This is a genomic window from Herminiimonas fonticola (genome assembly GCF_003293745.1).
Taxonomy (GTDB): Bacteria; Pseudomonadota; Gammaproteobacteria; order Burkholderiales; family Burkholderiaceae_D; genus Oxalicibacterium; species Oxalicibacterium fonticola.
In genome coordinates this window covers 139,737-161,129 of sequence record NZ_PTLZ01000002.1, presented here as the reverse complement: position 1 = coordinate 161,129, position 21,393 = coordinate 139,737, and the positions used below count along the sequence as shown (strand labels likewise).

Annotated in this window: 17 protein-coding genes; 9 read left to right on the top strand and 8 right to left on the bottom strand. The window is 52.2% G+C overall.

Annotated features, from left to right (window positions below; translation table 11 throughout):
• Positions 1–2: 2 nt before the first annotated feature.
• Positions 3–4,991 carry a trifunctional serine/threonine-protein kinase/ATP-binding protein/sensor histidine kinase gene (locus Hfont_RS08155; RefSeq protein WP_112991906.1) on the bottom strand — a complete coding sequence of 1,663 codons (4,989 nt, stop codon included), beginning with the start codon at positions 4,989–4,991 and terminating at the stop codon, positions 3–5.
• A gap of 247 nt (positions 4,992–5,238) precedes the next feature.
• Between Hfont_RS08155 and Hfont_RS08150 the strand changes: the two genes are divergently transcribed.
• Positions 5,239–6,249, top strand: coding sequence for a catalase family protein (locus tag Hfont_RS08150; RefSeq protein ID WP_112991905.1), 1,011 nt, complete (start codon positions 5,239–5,241; stop codon positions 6,247–6,249).
• 174 nt (positions 6,250–6,423) lie between these two features.
• Here Hfont_RS08150 and Hfont_RS08145 read toward each other — a convergent pair whose 3' ends face one another.
• The 4 genes from Hfont_RS08145 to Hfont_RS08130 form a co-directional block, all read right to left on the bottom strand.
• Positions 6,424–7,095 carry an RluA family pseudouridine synthase gene (locus Hfont_RS08145; RefSeq protein WP_112991904.1) on the bottom strand — a complete coding sequence of 224 codons (672 nt, stop codon included), beginning with the start codon at positions 7,093–7,095 and terminating at the stop codon, positions 6,424–6,426.
• Between the two features lie 104 nt (positions 7,096–7,199).
• Positions 7,200–8,729: a Dyp-type peroxidase gene (locus Hfont_RS08140; protein ID WP_112991903.1), complete on the bottom strand. Its 1,530-nt coding sequence runs from the start codon at positions 8,727–8,729 to the stop codon at positions 7,200–7,202.
• Positions 8,730–8,747: 18 nt separating this feature from the next.
• A complete protein-coding gene (locus Hfont_RS08135) occupies positions 8,748–9,431 on the bottom strand; it encodes a hypothetical protein (protein ID WP_112991902.1) in 684 nt (227 codons plus the stop codon).
• A 1-nt stretch (position 9,432) separates the two neighbouring features.
• Positions 9,433–10,053, bottom strand: coding sequence for a hypothetical protein (locus Hfont_RS08130; protein WP_112991901.1), 621 nt, complete (start codon positions 10,051–10,053; stop codon positions 9,433–9,435).
• Positions 10,054–10,487: 434 nt separating this feature from the next.
• Between Hfont_RS08130 and Hfont_RS08125 the strand changes: the two genes are divergently transcribed.
• Positions 10,488–12,062 (top strand): response regulator, encoded by a 1,575-nt coding sequence (locus Hfont_RS08125; protein ID WP_241523048.1) that lies wholly within the window; start codon positions 10,488–10,490, stop codon positions 12,060–12,062.
• Between the two features lie 118 nt (positions 12,063–12,180).
• Positions 12,181–12,519, top strand: a complete 339-nt coding sequence (locus Hfont_RS08120; RefSeq protein ID WP_112991900.1) for a hypothetical protein — start codon at positions 12,181–12,183, stop codon at positions 12,517–12,519.
• Between the two features lie 58 nt (positions 12,520–12,577).
• Here the strand turns inward: Hfont_RS08120 and Hfont_RS08115 are convergent, their stop codons facing one another.
• Both Hfont_RS08115 and Hfont_RS08110 read right to left on the bottom strand, forming a co-directional pair.
• A complete protein-coding gene (locus tag Hfont_RS08115; protein ID WP_162845890.1) occupies positions 12,578–13,666 on the bottom strand; it encodes a GGDEF domain-containing protein in 1,089 nt (362 codons plus the stop codon).
• 173 nt (positions 13,667–13,839) lie between these two features.
• Complete coding sequence (locus tag Hfont_RS08110; RefSeq protein WP_112991898.1) at positions 13,840–14,841, bottom strand: serine/threonine protein kinase; 1,002 nt, start codon at positions 14,839–14,841, stop codon at positions 13,840–13,842.
• Positions 14,842–14,993: 152 nt separating this feature from the next.
• Here Hfont_RS08110 and Hfont_RS08105 point away from each other — a divergent pair, with 152 nt between their 5' ends.
• Positions 14,994–15,692 (top strand): UPF0149 family protein, encoded by a 699-nt coding sequence (locus tag Hfont_RS08105; RefSeq protein WP_112991897.1) that lies wholly within the window; start codon positions 14,994–14,996, stop codon positions 15,690–15,692.
• An 88-nt stretch (positions 15,693–15,780) separates the two neighbouring features.
• Here the strand turns inward: Hfont_RS08105 and orn are convergent, their stop codons facing one another.
• The gene (gene orn, locus Hfont_RS08100) at positions 15,781–16,377 is read right to left on the bottom strand and encodes an oligoribonuclease (protein ID WP_112991896.1); all 597 of its coding nucleotides are present in this window, start codon (positions 16,375–16,377) and stop codon (positions 15,781–15,783) included.
• Between the two features lie 50 nt (positions 16,378–16,427).
• Here orn and Hfont_RS08095 point away from each other — a divergent pair, with 50 nt between their 5' ends.
• The 5 genes from Hfont_RS08095 (at position 16,428) to argG (ending at position 21,390) form a co-directional block, all read left to right on the top strand.
• Entirely contained in the window at positions 16,428–17,684 is a 1,257-nt protein-coding gene (locus tag Hfont_RS08095; protein ID WP_112991895.1) for a M48 family metallopeptidase, read from the top strand.
• Positions 17,685–17,695: 11 nt separating this feature from the next.
• A complete protein-coding gene (locus Hfont_RS08090; protein WP_112991894.1) occupies positions 17,696–18,046 on the top strand; it encodes a 4a-hydroxytetrahydrobiopterin dehydratase in 351 nt (116 codons plus the stop codon).
• 3 nt (positions 18,047–18,049) lie between these two features.
• Positions 18,050–18,964 carry a ribosome small subunit-dependent GTPase A gene (gene rsgA / locus Hfont_RS08085; RefSeq protein ID WP_112991893.1) on the top strand — a complete coding sequence of 305 codons (915 nt, stop codon included), beginning with the start codon at positions 18,050–18,052 and terminating at the stop codon, positions 18,962–18,964.
• A 107-nt stretch (positions 18,965–19,071) separates the two neighbouring features.
• Positions 19,072–19,986: an ornithine carbamoyltransferase gene (gene argF, locus Hfont_RS08080; protein ID WP_112991892.1), complete on the top strand. Its 915-nt coding sequence runs from the start codon at positions 19,072–19,074 to the stop codon at positions 19,984–19,986.
• A 66-nt stretch (positions 19,987–20,052) separates the two neighbouring features.
• Positions 20,053–21,390: an argininosuccinate synthase gene (gene argG, locus Hfont_RS08075; protein ID WP_112991891.1), complete on the top strand. Its 1,338-nt coding sequence runs from the start codon at positions 20,053–20,055 to the stop codon at positions 21,388–21,390.
• Positions 21,391–21,393: the final 3 nt, after the last annotated feature.

The window sequence follows — 21,393 nt, the reverse complement described above, 5'->3', positions numbered from 1 at the left end:
CCTTAAGCCTGACCTGGTTGAGCTTGCGCTTCAGCCACAGGATTGCGCGGAAAACGCACGATGAAAGTTGTACCGACACCAACCTGGCTTTCAACCGTGATTTGTCCCTGCAAGCTGCCAGTGACCAGATTATGAATAATGTTCAGCCCCAGACCGCTACCGCCACGGCCACGCATGGTGGTGAAGAATGGGTCGAAAATTTTGGCCAGATTAGCTTGCTTGATACCGATACCATTATCGGAAAACCGCAGCTCGATCAAATCGGTTTCCATTCCTTTTGCATATACATTGCGCACCACGATCAGCATTTCACCTGGCCTGTTATCAGGGAAGGCATGCAGCAAGGCATTCATGACAAAGTTGATAATGACCTGCGCCAAGGCACCAGGATAAGTATCGATTTCTATCGTCTCATCGCAATTGACTGTCATCCGATGTTCAGAGCGGCGCAACATCGGGCTCAAATTAGACAACACCTCATCGATGTAGGCCTTCAAACGGAAGGTGCGTCGCTCTTCACTGGTCTGATCCACCGCCACGTCTTTAAAACTTTGAATCAGCGTTGCTGCACGTTCCATATTCGACAGCAGCAATTTGCTGATCGTGGTGGCAGTACCGACATACGCATCCAGATCGGAGCGCTTCATATCGCCGCTCTGGAACAGGGATTTAAGACGCATCGTTTCTTCTGCCAGCGTAGATGCACCCGTCACGCCGACACCGACCGGCGTATTGATTTCATGCGCGACACCAGCGACCAGCTGACCGAGGGAAGCGAGCTTGGCGGATTCTACCAACTGCTTTTGCGTGAGCCGCAATGAATTCAGCGTATCGTGCAATTCGCTATTTTTCTGACTGAGCGCTTGCGTGCGTGCCTCGATTTTTTGTTCAAGGTCGTTATACAAGGCTGCGTTTTCCAGCGAGATCGCAATCTGCGTCGATAGAATCTGCAACAACTCTGCATGTTCAGCCGTGAAGGCATCCACCGCCAGATTGTTTTCCATGTACAGCATGCCGACCAATTTCCCCTGTTTTTGCAAAGGCAGGCACATGATCGATTTTGGCTGTTCGCGCTCTATGTAGGGATCGCCATTGAATTGGCTATCGTGAGCGGCATCACCCAACACAACTTTTTCACCGGTACGCTTGACGTAGTTGATGACGGAAAGTGCGAGGTATTCGCATTTTTCTATCGCCAGATCCTGTTGCAGAGTGATGGTGTCTGCATTGATTTCTGCCTGCACAAACAGGCGACCATGTTCTGCTACCAGCAATGCGCCTTTTTGCGCACCGGCATTCTCGATCAGCAAATGCATTAATTTCGACAGCAATTTATCGAGTTGAATCTCACCCGACAAAGCCTGCGATGCACGGATCACCGTTTGAATATCCACTTGCCGTTCACGTGCTTCGGCGAGGCCGCGGCTATCTTCACGCTTGCGCTCAATCACACGCGCCAGTAATGCAGAATGAAGCGATTCGAGTTGCAGCGCTTTTGCAAAAGCACCCCATTCTTCATACTTGGCATGCGCCTGTTCCAGATGCATGCGCGCATTAATCTCTTTACCGACACCAAGATAAAACTTGCCGGCCAATTCATGCGACAAAGCTTCATCGTTAAGAAAGCCGTTGTCGCGCGCGCCCTTGATTGCCAGTTCGTAGAACTGCTCCGCTCGTGCACTTTTCCCGGCGACACGAAGCTGCTCAGCTTCTACCAACTGCCATTTATGCAGATAATTCATAGGCGCGCTATCCGCCCATGGCTTGAATCGCGCCTGCAGGGATTTGACGCTTGCCAGCGCCTTGGCGTTGCTCTCGTAAGGACGGCACAGTGCAAGTTCGGACAGCGAATGTAACCACATCAGGAATCCGGATGATGGCGTACCGAAATCAAAACCCGGCAAGTCAATCGCTTCTTTCGCATGCAAATGCGCGCTGGCAAATTCGCCGAAATAATATTCGCCTATCGCTTGTATCGTCCGCACGTAAAAGACGCCCCATGGATCGGAGGCATGCTTGCGTGCCAATGCGTAATCTTCCTGCTCGCGTCCTTGCGTGATATCGGTGATCGACTCTCCCACCAGGCGTGAGAACAGCAAGGCCCACGGCACCATCACGCCCAGCAAGGCTGCGTAATCCATCTTGCGATAGATATCGAGATCCTTGCGTATCGTGATCAAGGCATCCTGTACATTGCCGCCGGACTGGAAGCGAATCGCATCCGAAAATGACAAGGCGACCATCGCGCCCGGCCTGTCGCCGGTTTCCATTGCCTTGACGTAGGTATCCATCAAAGGCTCCAGCGACAAACGCAGGTGCTCGCGATGATGGCGAATAATGCCGTGGAAGATACCGACCGCGCCCAGCAAGCGCTTATGGCCACCGAGCTGCTCGGCGACCTTGCCGAATTTATAGCCTTCTTGCTGCCGGCCTAATTTGCCGGCCAGCGTACGTCCCCATACAGCATAAGCATAGGCAGCGCTCGGCGATGAGCCGTAACGTACCGAACGACGCACGATTTCCAGAGCAACCCACAACACTACATTTGAACCGGCAAGATACGTAAACCCGTAGCCAAGAAACGCCATCGTCGCATGCAGTTGCAACAGATATTGCGGATCGGTTGCCGGCGGCAAATCAGCCAGCTCCAGGATATCCTTGCCGCGCAGTGCCAGCTTGAGTCTCAGACGTGCAAGCCGAATGTCTTGTTCATTCAAATCTGCCGGCACCTTGATGCCGGAAATCTCCAGCATTTCGATCCCGGTTTTCATCAATTCCTGCGGCTTGTAAATCGCGCCATAACAGCGAATCAGATAATCCTTGGCAGCGATAATTTGGTGCGGCGTGGCACTCTTTTCGCAAACGATCTGACACAGTCTTTCCATCTCGCGATAATCGGCGCGGGCAAAAGCAACGTTGATCAACTCCATGTACAACTCGTGCATGAAGTCAGGCTTCTTGCTCCAGTCATCGTCACTACCGAATTCGTCTGCAATTGCTATACAGTCGCAGTGCACATCGAAGGCTGCCGATTTGCGCGCTTTTTGTGCCGCCAGCAAATTCAAATTGGCCAGCTCATCTTTCTCGACTTGCTGTGCCAACAAGTTTCGTCCCTGGTTCAGGTGATCGACGATGTTGAAGATTTGTTCTTCCTGCTCGACTGCAGTCAGGCTGTTCAGCAGCAGGCGACCTATCTCCAGATGCACGACATCTGTTTCATGTTTATCTATGCCTTCATACGCAGCTTGCTGTACCCGATCATGCTGGAACTGATAGGACGAAGGCGGCAGCGCTACTGCTGCAACAGTATGTTCGGCCGGTATGATCAAGCCGGTTTGCAATGCATCGTGCAATAACTCGCTGATTTCATGCCGTGATTTTTCGCTGACTGTTTCCAGTGTTTGCAGATCGAAACGGTTGCCGATACACGCCGCAATCGTCAACAGCCGTTGCGTAGATGCCGGCAAGCGACGCAATTCCCTGGTCAACAACTCGACGACGTTATCGGTAATATCCGACGCCTTGATTTGATCGATATCCCAATTCCACGAACTGCTTTCGAATTGCAATAAGCCATCGCCGTGCAAGCTCTTGATGAACTGACCGATGAAGAAGGGATTGCCCAGAGTTTTGCGGTAAATCAGTTGTGCCAGCGGACGCGTTTCTACCGCATCGCGCTTGAGCGTATCGGCGACCAATTCTTCTATGCTGTCTTCCAGCAAGGGGCTGACTTCAACGATCGTGACGATCGTGTTCTTGCGGATCAGATCGATAGTCAGATTCAGCGGATGTGCAATATCCACTTCATTGTCGCGATACGCGCCGACCAGCAACAAGCATGGATCGTCCAGATCTTTCATCAACAGAGTGATGAGCTTCAGCGATGCCGCATCCGCCCATTGCAAATCGTCGAGGAATAAAACGATAGGATGATCAGAGTGCGTAAACACACTGACGAAATTCTGCATCACATAGTTGAAGCTGTTACGCGTCGCGCCCGGCAGTGGCACTTGCGGCTGCTTGCCGATAATGAATTCCAGCTCGGGAATGGCTTCAATGATCAGTTGACCGTTAGGCCCCAGCGCCTTCAACAACTTGCTGCGCCATTCGGCAATCCGCGCTTCGCTCTCGGTCAGGATTTGCCGCATCAATTCGCGGAAGGCATCATTGAAAGCGGAATATGGAATCGTGCGCTTGAACTGGTCGAATTTTCCTGAAATGAAATAGCCGCCCTGCGCCACCACCGGTTTGTGGATTTCATTCACCAGCGACGACTTGCCGATACCGGCGTAGCCGCTTACCAGCAGCAACTCTGCACCGCCGCTTGCAACGCGCTTGAATGCATTCAGCAAGCGGCTGTATTCGTAATGTCGGCCATACAGTTTTTGTGAAATCTGCAAACGATCGCAGACATCGTTTTGCGCCAGCGGAAACGGTTCCATCACACCCGTTTCTGCCAGCGAAGATTGGCAGCGCTCTACGTCCTTCAGCAAACCTTCCAGACTTTGATAACGGTCTTCCGCATTCTTCGCCAATAACTTCAGGACCACATTCCCGAGCACTTCAGGGATCGCAGGATTCAGGCGGCTGGGCGGCAAAGGTTTTTTGGCAATGTGACTGTGCACCAGCTCCATCACGCTGTCAGACTCGAAAGGCAGATGGCCGCTCAACAATTCATACAGCACGATGCCCAGCGAATAATAGTCACTGCGATAGTCGACCTGCCGGTTCATGCGCCCGGTTTGTTCCGGTGAGCTATATGCGAGCGGCACCGTCGCGTCGTTACGCAATTCAACCGAACCGTCTTGCAGCAAACGTAAATTAGCCAGGCACAAAGCCTGATGCAAATCGATGCGCTGATGTACTTCGCGCAGGCCATGTATCAGTGCGACAAACAGCGCTAGCGCAGCGTTCAAGTCATACGCGCTTTGTGCTGAAGTTGCGGCTTGTTCCTGTTCGGAACCGGATGCGATCGACGGACGAAAAAACATGGAGCGGTGCAAGCCGGTTTTCACCGGGCCTGCCCGCTTCGACAATGTTGACCAATTCGATGCTTGTTGAGGTTTGATTTGATGCTCCGCTTGTATTCAAATCGACGAAAAGCTGTCTCGCTTTTTCTTGCCAAAAAATTAATTACAGTTGATGATAGCCAACTATTACTCGGTCCACCGCCCCTCGTAATATAGCTTGAAATGTCTGCTACGCGGCAACGATGTGGTATCAAATCAATAATAAATCATGTCCAACAATGCACTAGCTCAAGAAATCATCCCGGCCCGCGAAATTGAGGATACACGCGACCTCGCAGCCCGCTTGCAAGCCAAAATCATCCGCGACAATCCGACCGGCATCATGCGCCGCGATGCTCATCCCAAAATGCATGGTCTGGTCAAAGCCGAGTTCACGATAGAACCCGACTTGCCGCTTGAGCTAAAAGTAGGCATCTTCAGCGAAGCGCGCACTTATCAGGCATGGATACGTTTTTCAAATCAGGACGGCACCATCCAGCCCGACACCTCGCGCGACATACGCGGCATGGCGATCAAGTTGATGGGCGTGGCCGGCGATAAATTGCTGGAAGCCGAGCGCCACGAACAGACGCAAGACTTTATCGTCATCACCACCAATGTGTTCGTCACCAAGGACGTGGCGGAATTCGATGGCTTGATCAAGGCGATGACCGGCAGCATCTGGGCAAAAATCAGCTACTTCGCCACGCACTGGCGCGTCATCTGGAACCTGATCAAGTCCCTGAAAAAATTCGCCAATCCGCTGCAGACACGCTACTGGAGTACGACGCCGTATCTGTTTGGCGAAACGGCAGTCAAATATTCGACGATCCCACGCGTTACGCATCCTGACGAAATTCCGGCAAATCCCGGGCCGGATTATTTGCGTGAAGCGATGGTGCGCCAGTTGTCGCAACGCGAAGCCGTGTTCGACTTCACCGTGCAATTGCAAGTCGACGCAACCGACATGCCGATTGAAGATCCAGGCCATGAATGGAAGGAGTCGAAATCGCCCTTCCGCAAAGTCGCCACCATCCGCATACCTCAGCAAGAATTCGACAGCGAAGCGCAACGCAGCTTTGGGGAAAATTTATCGTTCACGCCTTGGCACAGCTTACCTGCGCATAGACCTTTGGGCGGCATCAATCGCGCACGCAAGATAGTCTACGATGCGATTTCTACTTTCCGTCATACACGCAATAATGTGCCGCGGCGGGAACCTACTAGTTGGGAAATTTGATTGCACTCTTCATTGTAAGCACTCAAGTTTTTTCTCCAAATAGCGCAGGTAAAGCAAAGAGCCCCCCCTAAGTTCGAGTCTAAGGCGGGGAGCCAAGAAAATATGAAGGCCTAGTTAAAAGCTGGGCTTTTTTATTTCTGACATTGAAAACTTTAGTGTCAGTCCGGTCTCTGGCTAAAACGCACAATCACTGATACCGAAAATTCGCTCGCCGCTAGTGGGGTGAGCGAACTCCACGCCAGTAGCATGTAGCAAAAGTCTTTTGGCCATGCCTTGGCTGTCAGCCGTGCCATAGAGATCACAACCTAGAATAGGATGGCACATCCCTGCACTGTGAATTCTCAATTGATGAGTGCGCCCAGTACTAGGTGTGAACAGTACGCGAGTCGTGTCCGGTCCTGTCTGTCTATCCAACACCTGAAAATGACTGCTGGCAGCCTTGCCAGTTTCGAAACAAACTTTCAACTTCGGAAAATTGACCGGATCTTTGGCTATCGGTAATTCGATATCTCCTTCATCTGCAGCTACGTGTCCCGCTAACACCGCCTGATAAGTCTTGACCACGGTGCGCGCCTGAAATTGGCGATTGATATTGGCCGCGACCGCCTTGTTGAGCGCAACAATCATTATTCCCGACGTACCAAAATCAAGCCGATGCAATAGCAAGGCCGTCGGGAATTGCTGCACTAAACGGTAATGGACTGAATCGAGATTGAGCGGATTTTTACCCGATAGCGACAACAAGCCGCTGGGTTTATTGATCAGTAATATCGCGTCATCCTGATAAAGGATGGTGATGTCATCGGCACACGGCGGTGCCACAAAGGTATCTATGCGGGCGTTCATTATGACGAATCATAACTTGATCCGATCAAACGCCTGCAAAACGCGCCACGCAGATAGGCAGAGAATCGCAGTAACTATTCCCCCGCGATCCCCTACTTTCCTCATCAAGTAGGATCAACTATCCCTTTGGCTATCATCCGCAATGCCGTCATGCTCGGAATGAAGAAGTAATCGCCACCACGTGTTTCTACCAGACGCGGGATTTTTGACAGGAAGTAAGGCGCATCATCGCTGTCCTTCTCTACCTCCAGCACCGCACGGCTGGACAAATCCGCGCTGTGATTGCCGAGAATGATTTCCTTGTCGTTACCGGCGTGGAAGTCGTTACCGTAATTTATCCACTGTTGCTGCACGAATTCAAACTGGCGACTGATGCTGGCGCTGATCATCATGATGACGATGCCGTGATTGCCATCGTCGCGCGTCGCATCCTTGACGTCGCCGTAAGGCAGCCCGCGTCGCATGACGCGACGGCGATTCGCCAATGCGCCTGGCGTCTCAAATGCATCCGGCGTTGACTCCAGCGAGGCACGCGGATTGATGCGGCGCAGATGCGAGCTGAATGGGCATTTCGCACCATCCTTATCGTTGTTGAAAGTAAAGCCGCTCAACATCTTGTCGCGCTCGACGGCATTCGCCGCGAGGAACTTCGCATCCCATTCAGTCTTGCTCTTTGCATCAGGCGCATCAACCAAAGGCGCGCCGTTATCGCGCCAGCGTCCGACAAATTTTGCAGCGAGCAATTCTTTACCACCGGGATATTTCGCACCTTCCTGTTCCAGATAAGCGTTGAAGGTGCCGACGTTTTCATGCAGCTTGCGATACACCATGAAGGTACCGTTGCGTGACAATAATTGCGGTGCGGGCGCTGTCGGATATTCATCGGCTTCGTCGCGATGGCCGAGGATAAATTCGCCGGTTGCGAGTGGCGCCCATTTGCCATCCTTCATTTGCTTGCCTCGGCCGATCACGCGCTCCGGTCGGCCTGGCAATCCTTCGAATACCGGATCGCCTATGCCGTCGGTATAACCGAAGTGTTCCTTGCTGGTCGGTTTGCCGTTTTCAATCACCGCGTGCACATCCTGAAACAGCAGATGTTCTGCATCGTCATCGCCGCGATGACCGGACAAAATTGCCACGCCACCCGCGCTGCGCGTCACCAGTTCTTGCAGCCATTCATAACGCTTCTGCACATCGGCTGGCGTCTGGCCATTGATTGAAATCCAGATGTGCACGTCCTTGTTCCAGTCGGTTTCGCGACTGTCGCGCCAGATCGGGTCCCAATGATCGGGCGCGCTGCGACCATCGTCGCCGAGAATGTCCTTGCGCTTCTTCATCCCCATCACGAATTCCATAGGGAAGCCGATCAGTGAAGCACGCGGCAAGTTAAGCTGCTTCAAACCCGGATAGGTAAAAGCGATGTTGACGGTAGCCGGCGGCTTGGGTATCGGATTAACACCGTCATCCCATTTGACGGCGGTGGTGACTTCTTCGGTAACTGCGCCGACAAATTCACGCGCGCGTTTACCGTCACGAATATTCAGGAAGAGATAACGCGCCACCGGAAAGTTATAGCGGCCGTAGGCTTTGATCACGTTGCCTTGAATGTCCAGCAGATCCAGCTGTTTGTCCACGATGTTTGTCCTTTATTTTTATAGTGCAGACTGACCTGGCGTCCACGCCGGCCCCGCCAGATTGAGCGGCTCAACACGCTGAATGAATGCCTGATAGGCCTGCTGCAACTGCGCTGCCGGCATGCCTTGATGATCGGCTGCGAAGCGTGAGAATTCCTGCTTCAGATACAGCGCCTTCAACTGTTCAGGCAAGGGGTCGTCGTTCGATCCGACAAAGAACAATGCCGCCTTCAATTGGCACTTCTTGATGTAGACGACAAATGAATCTGCATCCGTGACCTGATCGAAGCCGTAGCAGAATTGCCAGATATGCTTGATGTCTTCGCTGATCGCTGCCCACATTCCACGCAAATACGCATCAAGATCGCCATGCAGATTGCAGGAAAAAACGATGTATTTGGATTTGAGGTGATCTTCTCTCGGCAAGGCCCTGCGGCGAAACTTGTCCGAAAAGATAGACATGAAGTCGTAAAACGTTCCACCGAATTCAGTACCGGCCAAGGACTCGTAATACACGTCGTCCAGTACAAAATAACGACACAAATAAGTTTGCGGGACTTTGGCCATAGGGCTGTGCTCAAGCAAACCCCAGTCCTGCAAACGATGTCTGACTTCATCGCTATAGGCAGTGCCATTGTGGTGGCCTTTCTCGATAGGACAAAGACAGGTTAATGCGTAGGCCTTGCCGCTGGTATTTGCCATCTCAATCTCCCTTTGCCTGATCGGCCAGACTGACAATCGGCAAGGGCTGCATGGTGCCCATATCGTGCTGCAGGTTACGCAGCAATGCCTTGTACTGTTTCAGGAATTGATCGGGCGGCGCGTTGCTGTGCGCGGCATCGAACTCCAGCAATGCGGTTGTCAAGGTCTTCGCCGACTTGATGTCATTCGACGCTGCCATTGGATAGGCGTTGTAGTAGTGATCGGTTTGAATCTGGTTGAACTGTATGTATTCGTGGAAAGGCGTCAGCGGCACCGAGCGCGGATAACGAATATTCCATTTCCAGAACAGATCGAGGCCGCTGGGAATCGAGAACGTAAATGAATCGACGTACTGCGCCCAGCTACCGTTGAAATTACTGAAGAACAGCATGTAGGAATAATTCAGCGTTTCCTTCGGCTGATGCTTGCTCAGATGCGGAAACTGCTTGCGGCCTATGATCACCCAGCGCGCGTAGTGAATCAGCGACAGCGTAATCAAGCCTCTGAGCGTCGATGGCAGCTTGAGCGCCACCCAGAAAATGACCTTGTTAATCCACGTCATATACCAACGGATCGGTGTGATCACGTTCATGGCATACGCTTTTCCAGCGATATTCGACATGCATTCTCCCCTTGCAATATCTGACACCATCACATGAATAGCAGTACGCAGAGAACGCGAAAAATACAGCAGCGCTCCCGGCTTCTGATATTTGCTTTTAGAGCAGGCATCAAGCCACTTCGCTTGTGCACTCCTGACTACGATTGTTCTTTTATTCGTACTTCACTCGTACTGATCAGATTCGATCACCACGAGTACTCCCTGGACACTCGATGTTGCAGCCTGCATTTTTGATTCGATTTTCTATTGATCACAGGCAGCCGCAAGATTACATGAACAGATGTATTTTTTGCAATAAAATAAAGCGCCCGGATCAATTCATTTGCGCCATGCTTTGATATATTCTGCATATACACCAGCGTGACACTTGATGTGAGCAAGCGACCATCAACTGCCATATCAGATGATGCTAAAAAAACCTCTCTAGAGAGATCATGTCCCCAATCATCCGGTTCAAAGTGAAGCCGCTCACCGCCGTACAGCGCGGCCGGAAGGCGCGCCGTCGTGAAGATCAGAACAGCGAGCCAAGCAAAACAAAAGTGAACGTGCAGCTGCTAGACGATCTGCAGCGCATGATCAACACGCAAATGCACGGCATCATCGGCGTGCTGGAAATGGTGCGAAAAAACGATCTGGCATCCGATCAATCAGACATGATCCATCTGGCCCAAGACAGCGCCGAAAATCTGCTGCTGGAAGTCGATCAATTACTCGCATCGGATCCGCATTTCGCCAGCGCGGCGCCCCTGGATATCACCAGTAATCCAATTGCATACGTCAAAATGATGCTGGTCGATCCGGATGCAGACAATCGCTCCCGCATTGAAAAGAAGTTGCAGCAACGCGTGGTCCGCATCGACAGCTTCGCGTTACCAAAAGATGCGTTAACCGCGCTGGATCAAGCAGCGGTGAGCGGCGATCCGTATCGCATCGTTTTACTGGATCAAAACATCCAAGGGATAGATGGCGAGACATTGGGCATGGCAATCAGCAGTTCGCCCTTGTATCGAGATGCGTTGATCGTATTGATCAGCGACCAGCACCATCGCAGCGATGCAACTCGCCTGACAAACGCAGGTTTTTCTGCATGGCTACCCAAACCGGCTTCCGACACCACGCTGCTTAACACCCTGAATATGCTGTGCACTTGCATCGCGAAGAAAGATGCGCCGCGTTTTGTCTGCGCCGGTGTGCGGCAAACCACTCATGCGAATGCAGGTAACGCCGAAGCATTGGCGATTTTCTCTGACGCGCGCATTCTCGCAGTCGATGACAATCCGATGAACTTGCAGGTAGTGAAGCAGATGCTTGTTCGCTTCGGCTGCCGTGTCGATACGGCAAGCAGCGGCCAGCAAGCACTGCAAATGGCCCACGAACATCATTACGATCTGGTGCTGATGGATTGCCAGATGCCGCAGATGGATGGCTATCAAACCACTGCGTTATTACGTGCGATGGAATCGGCCGACAACCATACACTCATCATCGGCTGGTCAGCTGGAGGCAAACACAATGTGCGCGACACCTGCCTTGCCATCGGTATGGATGATTTCATCGCCAAACCGATACGACTGAAAACCCTGCATGAATTATTGATCCGCTGGCTACCAACCGGCATAAACAACACCACTGCCACTATGCAACAGGATGATGAACTGGACGCAACGCTTGAAATGTTTGGCGAGGATTTTGCAGAACTTGCACACTTGTTCCTGAATGACAGTCCGAAGCGATTGACGCTGCTGAATACCGCAATTGGCGAACGCGATGCGACGGTTACCGCGCGGTTGGCGCATGTCTTGTGTGGCAGTACGGCGTCGATAGGTGCCACTGCACTGGCGGCTTTGTGCAGGGATCTTGAAATCCAGGCAAAAAATAATGAACTGGATGATGCATTGTTGCGCTTGAATGCGATTGAACTTGAGTACGCGCGCATAGACGAAAAATTGCATCACATGCTGCATGCTGCGGCTCCAACAGAGCCCTCCGGCTTGCGTGACCCGCACTGACAGTCGCCCAAGCGCTACTTGAAACTAATAGAACGCGGCACTCGCTGTATCATCACGTATGCAGCCAACACGCAATCATCTGCCCACATCATTCAGAACATGCTGAAAGTATCAAGAAATGAACCAAATCCCTGAATCGAAAAAGAATCACCTGTGGCGCAAAACCATCTGGCACACCGACCCGGAAGAATTTCCACTTGGCCCGCATCATTCAGTAGAAGTGTATTGCTGCGAAGAGTCGAACGGCTACGCCGTCTGGTACGCGCGCCGTCTGGCAAAGGATGACGCCAGAAACAATACTGGCGTTGAAAACGGCGATTACCTGCTCAGTTATTTTGCCAAAACAAAACGTGACGATGCGATTGAAAAAGCAGTGCTGATTGCCAATAGCGATGCGTCTATCGACAAGGTGATTGCAGCGCTGGACGCGATGACAAAGAACGCGCAAAAGATTTAAAAATCGGCCACCGGTTTAGCTGAACCAGGCTTGTGAATTGAGTTGCAGGCTGGTTCCGCTAGCAAGCCACAGCTGATGTTACCAAAGTGCGGAATTGATTTTTCCCTGCCGCTTTGGCTGTATACATCAGGCTATCGGCGACTTTCAAGACGTCTTCATACGTAGACAAATCCGGATGTGGCATGACGCAAATGCCGAAGCTGGCACCCAAACGCAAATCCTTGCGCGGCAGTGAAATATCTGCAATCGCACGCAGCATTTTTGCAACCATCGCCTCTGCATTTTTCTCGTCGACGATATGTCGCAACAGTATGCCGAATTCGTCACCGCCCAATCGCGCCACCTTGTCCGAGATCCTTACGCAATTCTTTAAAGACTGCGCGACTACTTTCAGTATCTGGTCGCCTTCCGCATGGCCGCAGGCATCGTTAATCGCCTTGAAACCATCCAGATCCAGCAACAGGACGGCATTCACTTCACGTGATTCCGCTCCCGGCATGAATAGATCTTCCAGTTCGTCCGCGAAACCCGCGCGATTCAGTAATCCGGTCAGATAGTCATGCTTGGTTGCTTCCTCAAAGTGTGCAGCCCGTAACTCGATTTCGCGTTTTGCGAATTCGAGTTTCTTGACGAGTGCCACAACATAAAGTGGAACCAGCACATTCACCAGCACGATGCCGCCAGCAACGGCAGGGATGGTGTTCCAGTCGGACGAAAAATAAAATGCGGTGGCCATCAGCGGGCCACCGACTATCGATGACAACCATGTATATCGCGTCCCAAAGCGCAAACCGCTGCCTATGGACCCGAGCGCAGGAACCCAGGCAACCAGGCCCGCCAGAAAACCGGCCAGATACATGCCCAAGGCCGGCAAAGCCTGATCCAGTATTGCCGCTGTTGTGCGACGTAGCGTGACATCAAGAAGAGAGAAGCGTACGACCAGCACCCAGAAGAACGCATACGCGATGTATCCCGCAGCGCCGATCACGACACTGGGCGACACTGCTTGCCAGTTGAAATGCCAGGCCAGAATCAAATACAGGCAAAACGGCGTGACGTTAAAAACCCTCAGTTTCGCTTGTGCGAACTCGCTGATGGCTTCAAATTTATCGCTGGGAAGACTGGTTAACCAATGAAAAAAACTCATATCAACTAGTCTGGTGGGGTAATTTTTTCTTATGAGTCTTGCCGAGCCTGGAATCACGCAAAACTGCTTCAAGGAATAACGCATATTGCCACAATGAAAATTCCTTCACAATCGCTAACGCGCTTGCGTTTTATCCATGTGAACAGAGCGAAGAATTACCCCGGCCAAACAGCTTAATCCCACAACGGAGCTTCATCCATCAGCGCTACCTGTTCGCGCAATTCCAGTATGCGATCCTGCCAGTAACGTTGCGTGTTGAACCACGGGAAAGCAACGGGGAAAGCCGGATCGTCCCAACGACGCGCCAACCAAGCGGCGTAGTGAATCAGGCGCAGCGTGCGCAAGGCTTCGACCAAATGCAATTCGCGCGTGTCGAATTCGGCAAAGTCTTCATAACCTGCCAGCAAGTCAGAGAACTGCCTCACCATATCGCGCCGCTCGCCGGATAGCAGCATCCATAAATCCTGGATGGCCGGTCCGGTGCGACTATCGTCAAAGTCGACAAAGTGCGGACCGGCATCGGTCCACAAGACATTTCCAATATGACAATCGCCATGCAGTCGCAGATTCTTCACGTCACCTGCCCGGTCGAAACAACGGCGCACGCCATCGATCGCCTGCGCAATCACACTGCGATATGCGTCGAGCAGATCGGGCGGAATAAAATTATTCGCCAGCAGATAATCGCGCGGCTCTTCGCCAAAGGTAACGATATTCAATGCCGGTCTGTGCTGAAACGTTTGCAAGCTACCGACTGCATGAATACGGCCGATAAAACGCCCCATCCATTCCAGTGTCGCCGGATCATCGAGTTCCGGCGCCCTGCCGCCATGTCGGGCAAATACCGCAAAACGAAAACCGGAAAATTCATGCAGCGTTTTGCCATTCGACAGCGTCATCGCAGGGACAACCGGGATTTCCCTTTCGACTAACTCACTGACAAATGCATGCTCTTCCAGTATCGCTTCATCGCTCCAGCGCGCTGGTCTATAGAACTTGGCGACCAGTGGCGGGCCGTCTTCGATACCAATTTGATAAACACGGTTTTCGTAACTATTGAGAGCAAGCAAGCGACCATCGCTGTACAAGCCAACGCTTTCCAGCGCATCGAGTACGCAATCGGGCGTAAGTGCCGTAAAAGATATAGTCGAAGACAAGGCAGAGGATTCATTCATCTGCGCATTGTACGGTGCATGCGTATTTTTCAGCGTTACATTTCCTCGGGAACACATCGGCCGCGCAGATCATGTGATTTCAGCAATCACGCTCAATCTTTGGCCTTCATGCTGATACACTTCGGCTCTGCACATCAACAAAGAAACTCATCATGCATCTCGACCAGCCCCTCTCCGATAAAGAATTCGACGAACTCGATAAATTCCTGCTGTCCGATCGCACCGCCGACGACTGCATGGCGATGGACTCGCTACACGGCTACCTGACCGCCCTCGCCGTCGGCCCGGAAGAAGTGCCGCTGGCTGAATGGTTGCCGCATGTCTGGGGCGAAGATGCTGAAGCGATACCGAAATTCAAGAATGACAAGGAATACGAACGCATCGTCGCGCTGATCGCCCGCTTCATGAACGAAATCGCGATCACACTGGAAGTCGCACCCAAAGAATACGAACCGCTGTTCTGCGAACACGAATGGGAAGGCAAACCAATCCTCGACGGCGAAGCCTGGGCCTGGGGTTTCAACTTAGGCATGAGCCTGCGCGCCGAGGCATGGGAGCCTATCCAAACCTCGAACATTGCGCCGCTGATGCGCCCTATCTATCTGCTGGGCGCAGAAGAAATCGAAGAAGAAGAATTGGTACTGGTCGACAATCCAGTCAAATGCCACAAGCTGACCATCGAGATAGAAGCCGCAATCCCGGAAATCCACAAGTTCTGGCTGCCACACCGCAAGTCTGCAGTCAAAACCGTACAGCGCGAAACACCGAAGGTCGGCCGCAATGACGATTGCTCATGTGGCAGTGGCAAGAAATTCAAGAAGTGCTGCGGTGCTGGAACTGCTGAAGACTGAGCAGAATAAACGTCAACACCTGGATAAGAAAAAAGGCATGTGATCATCACATGCCTTTTTTACATCCATGGCTGAAATCAGCGACGCATTATTCCTTGATGAAATGCTCGCGGTAGTAACGCAGTTCTTCTATCGATTCAATAATGTCGGCCAGCGCAGTGTGCTTTTGGTGCTTTTTGAAACCGCTAGCCAGTTCAGGCTTCCAGCGTTTGCACAACTCTTTCAGTGTCGAGACATCCAGATTGCGATAGTGGAAGAAGGCTTCCAGCTTCGGCATGCCCTTCGCCATGAAGCGGCGGTCCTGACAAATCGAATTGCCGCACATAGGCGATTTGCCTTTAGGTACGTATTTTTTCAAAAACTCGATTAATTCTTCTTCTGCCTGCGCTTCTGTCACAGTCGATGCCTTGACGCGTTCGATCAAACCGGAACGGCCATGCGTGCCTTTGTTCCATGCATCCATTGCGTCCAGCGCCTCATCCGATTGATGAATCGCGAACACCGGACCTTCGCCAATGACATTCAATTCTGAATCTGTTACCACCACGGCAACCTCGATGATGCGGTCATTTTCCGGATCCAGTCCGGTCATTTCCATATCGAGCCACACCAGATTGAACTCATTCGGGCGCGCAGGCGCGGTGGATGGCGTTACGGATGGTGTTACTTCAACAGCTTGTGACATAATTGTTTCCCTTAGACCGGCGTAATCCGCCATTTTCTCACAGGAAAAGAATGTCATCACTTGCGTTTACTGTTTTGTTTATCAGCTTCCTGCTTATCAGTCTGGTAGTTCGCTTCTGGCTGGCCTCGCGCCATATCCGCCACATTCTTGTGAATCGCGCTACTGTGCCTGCGCAATTTGCCGGTCAGATTTCGCTGGAAGCGCATCAAAAAGCGGCTGATTACTCTATTGCGAAAACCAAGTTCGCTCTGTTTATTGTGTTGCTGAATGCTGCCGTGCTGATTGGTTTTACGCTGATGGGTGGTCTGCAATGGCTGGCGAGTGCTTCGTTTTCCGTCTTCGGTGATGGCTGGCGTTATCAGTTGGGACTGGTGCTGGCATTTGCGCTGATCTCCGGTCTGATTGAATTGCCTTTCGATTATTTCCGCCAGTTCGTGCTGGAAGCGCGCTTTGGCTTCAATCGCATGTCACCTGCGCTGTTCTTTACCGATCTGTTTAAAAGTACCGTGTTGTCGCTGGCGCTCGGCCTCAGTCTGGTATGGGTCACCTTGATCCTGATGGAAAAATCTGGTGACTTGTGGTGGTTGTATGCATGGGTGCTGTGGTGCGCATTCCAGATGCTGATGCTGGTATTGGTGCCGCTGTTCATCGCGCCCATGTTCAACAAGTTCAAACCACTGGAAGATGAGAGTCTGCGTACCCGTATTGAAAATCTGATGCAGCGCATAGGCTTTGCATCCAGCGGCTTGTTCGTGATGGACGGCTCGCGCCGCAGTGCACACGGCAATGCGTATTTTTCCGGCTTTGGCGCCGCCAAGCGCATCGTGTTTTTCGATACCTTGCTGGAACGCCTGGCGCCACATGAAATTGAAGCGGTGCTGGCACATGAACTTGGCCACTTCAAACTCAAACATATCGTCAAACGCATTGCCGTCATGTTTGCTTCATCGCTGGTGTTGCTCGCGTTGCTCGGCTATTTGAAATCGCAAACCTGGTTTTATACCGGCCTCGGCGTAGAACCGATGATGGGTGCCAGCAACGATGCAATGGCGCTGATTCTGTTTGCACTGATACTGCCGGTTTTCGCTTTCCTGCTGTCGCCGCTGACTTCCCTCAGTTCGCGCAAGCACGAATTCGAAGCCGATGCATTTGCCGCGCAGTACACCAATTCTCAGGATCTGGTTTCTGCACTCGTCAAACTGTATGAAGACAATGCATCGACGCTGACGCCTGATCCATTGCATTCGGCGTTTTACGATTCGCATCCACCAGCGAGTGTGCGTATCAACAAGTTACTGGCCATTTGAGTCCACCCATCATGAGCAACGCTGCCGACTTACTCAAACAAAAATGCTGTCATCAAGTGACGGCATTGAACGCGGAAGAAATCGCGCAGCGTTTGCAAGCAGTCTCCACGTGGAAACTACAGGATGGAAAAATCGTCAGGGAATTCACCTTCCCCGATTATTACGACACGCTAGCCTTCGTTAATGCAATCGCCTACGTCATCCACGCCGAAGATCATCATCCCGAGCTGGTGATTACCTATAACCGCTGCATCGTCAAATTCAATACGCATTCCGTCAATGAGGGAAAAGGCGGCTTGTCGGACAACGACTTTATCTGCGCGGCCAAATTGAATGCCGTCTACGAACGCTCGTTCGCTTAATTAATGACCAAACCTATCGACGCACTTACAGACACTGTCACAGGCACCGTCATCGCGGCACATGGCCGACACTATCTGGTTCAAGCCGACGACAAAAAACTTCAATGCGTCACACGCGGCAAGAAAAGCGATGTAGCCGTCGGCGATATCGTCAAGCTGAAATTGACCTCCGCCAATCAGGGCGTGATCGAAGAGATTACTGAACGCAAGACGCTGCTGTATCGTTCAGACCAGTACAAATCCAAATTGCTGGCGGCCAACGTCACGCAGCTATTCATCGTGGTGGCGACCGAACCTGGATTTACCGATGACCTCGTGTCGCGCTCCTTGGTCGCGGCCGAAGCCGCCGGCGTTGCCGTGCATATCATCCTGAATAAAATCGACGTCGTCGCATCGCTGGAAAAAACCCGCAAGCGCGTCGCCTTCTATGCCGGCCTCGGTTATCCCGTGCATGAAGTCTCAGCCACTGCGCAACCGGAAGAAACCGTCGCCGCGCTGATGCCTTTGCTGGTCGGGCAATCGACCATCCTGATCGGCCAATCCGGCATGGGCAAGTCATCCATCATCAACCTGATCATTCCGGATGCGGCGATTGCAGTACGCGAGATTTCCGCCGCGCTCGATACCGGTAAACATACAACCACGTTCACACGCCTGTATGCGATGGACGACAAAACGATGATTATCGATTCTCCTGGCTTCCAGGAATTCGGCCTTTATCATTTGACCGAAGGCATGCTGGAGCGCGCTTTCCCGGAATTCGAGCAGTATCTGGGCAAATGCAAATTTTATAATTGCCATCATTCGAATGAACCGGAATGTGCGATTCGTACAGCGGTGGCAGCCGGCGATATCGCACCGATGCGGCACGCCTTGTACCTGCAGTTATTGCATGAATCATCACAGAAGCTTTATTGAAACCAGGCAAGCGCCGCTGCAAGTGGCTTTTTCGGGTCAAAATCCCTTATAATTGAAGCAGTTACAACATTCGGCGGCAGGCGGCAACCTAGTCGCCGTTTTCAATTATGGCAATCAAACACTTTCTGCAATTTTCCGATTTGACGCTGGACGAGTTCGAGCATGTGATCGAACGCACCCGTGTCATCAAAAGCAAATTCAAGAATTACGAGCCCTACCATCCGCTGGCTGATCGCACGCTGGTGATGGTGTTCGAAAAAAACTCCACCCGTACACGCCTGTCGTTTGAAGCCGGCATGCACCAGCTCGGCGGCGCAGCAATTTACCTGAACACACGCGACAGCCAACTCGGCCGCGGCGAACCGGTGGAAGATGCGGCGCAAGTCATGTCACGCATGTGCGACATCATCATGATCCGTACCTTCGGCCAGGACATCATCGAACGCTTCGCCGCCAATTCGCGCGTACCGGTGATCAATGGCTTGACCAATGAACATCATCCTTGCCAGGTACTGGCCGATGTCTTTACCTACATCGAACAGCGCGGGACTATCAAAGGCAAGACGGTTGCGTGGATAGGCGACGCCAACAACATGCTGTACTCGTGGTTGCAGGCGGCGCAGGTTTTCGACTTCCACGTCAATGTGTCGACGCCTAAAGGTTACGAGATTGATCCGACTTTGGTCGCTGCCGACAACACGCATTACACCTTGCATGCATTGCCTTCAGACGCCTGCGTAGGCGCACATCTGGTGACCACCGACGTGTGGACCAGCATGGGCTTCGAAGAAGAAAACGCTGCACGTTTGAAAGCATTCGATGGCTGGATCGTTGATGCCGCAAAAATGCAGCGCGCGCAGCCTGATGCACTGTTCATGCACTGCCTGCCGGCACATCGCGGCGAAGAAGTCGCGGCAGAAGTCATAGACGGTCCGCAATCGGTAGTCTGGGACGAAGCGGAAAACCGCTTGCACGTGCAAAAAGCGTTGCTCGAATATCTGGTCCTCGGCAAGCTCAACTAATCTTAGTTTTATCTCGCATCTTAATTATCTAATCCACATTCATTCCAAGTACGCGAAGCAAACACCATGTCGAATATTCTCCAATCCGTTCCCGTCAATCAAAAAGTAGGTATTGCCTTTTCCGGCGGCCTCGACACCAGCGCAGCCTTGCACTGGATGCGTCAAAAGGGCGCGATCCCTTACGCATACACAGCCAATCTCGGCCAGCCTGACGAAACGGATTACAACGCGATTCCGGAAAAAGCCAAGGCATACGGCGCTGAACTGGCACGCCTGATCGATTGCCGCGAACAACTGGTTGCTGAAGGTATCGCAGCGCTGCAAAGCGGCGCCTTCCACATCTCGACCGCTGGCGTTACCTACTTCAACACCACGCCGCTGGGTCGCGCAGTCACCGGCACCATGCTGGTCGCCGCGATGAAAGAAGACAACGTCGATATCTGGGGCGATGGCAGCACCTTCAAGGGCAATGACATCGAGCGCTTCTACCGCTACGGCTTGCTGATGAATCCGGCATTGCGCATCTACAAACCTTGGCTGGACGATACTTTCATCAACGAACTCGGCGGCCGCAAGGAAATGTCGGAGTTCCTGATCAAGTCCGGCTTCGATTACAAAATGTCGGTTGAGAAAGCCTATTCGACAGATTCCAACATTCTGGGCGCAACCCACGAAGCGAAAGATCTGGAAGAGCTGAGCAGCGGCATGCAGATCGTCCAACCTATCATGGGTGTAGCGTTCTGGCGCGACGACGTCGAAGTCAAACGCGAAACAGTCACCGTACGTTTTGAAGAAGGCCGCCCAGTCGCATTGAATGGCGTTGTCTATACCGACCTGGTTGAACTGATGCTGGAAGCCAATCGCATCGGTGGTCGTCACGGCCTAGGCATGAGCGATCAAATCGAAAACCGCATCATCGAAGCGAAGAGCCGTGGCATCTACGAAGCTCCAGGCTTGGCGCTGTTGTTCATCGCTTACGAACGTCTGATCACTGGCATCCATAACGAAGACACGATCGAGCAATACCGCGAAAGCGGCCGTCGCCTCGGTCGTCTGTTGTACCAGGGTCGCTGGTTCGATCCGCAAGCCATCATGTTGCGTGAAGCAGCGCAACGCTGGGTCGCGCGCGCGATCACTGGTGAAGTCACGATCGAACTGCGTCGCGGTAATGATTACTCCATCCTCAATACCGTATCGGCCAATCTGACCTACGCACCAGAACGTCTGTCTATGGAAAAAGTGGAAGACGCACCGTTCTCGCCAGCAGATCGTATCGGTCAATTGACGATGCGCAATCTGGATATCACAGACACACGTCAAAAACTCGGCATCTACAGCAGCGTCGGTCTGCTGACCGGCAACTCATCGGTTGCACTGCCTAGCTTTGAAAAAGACAAGAAATAAAGA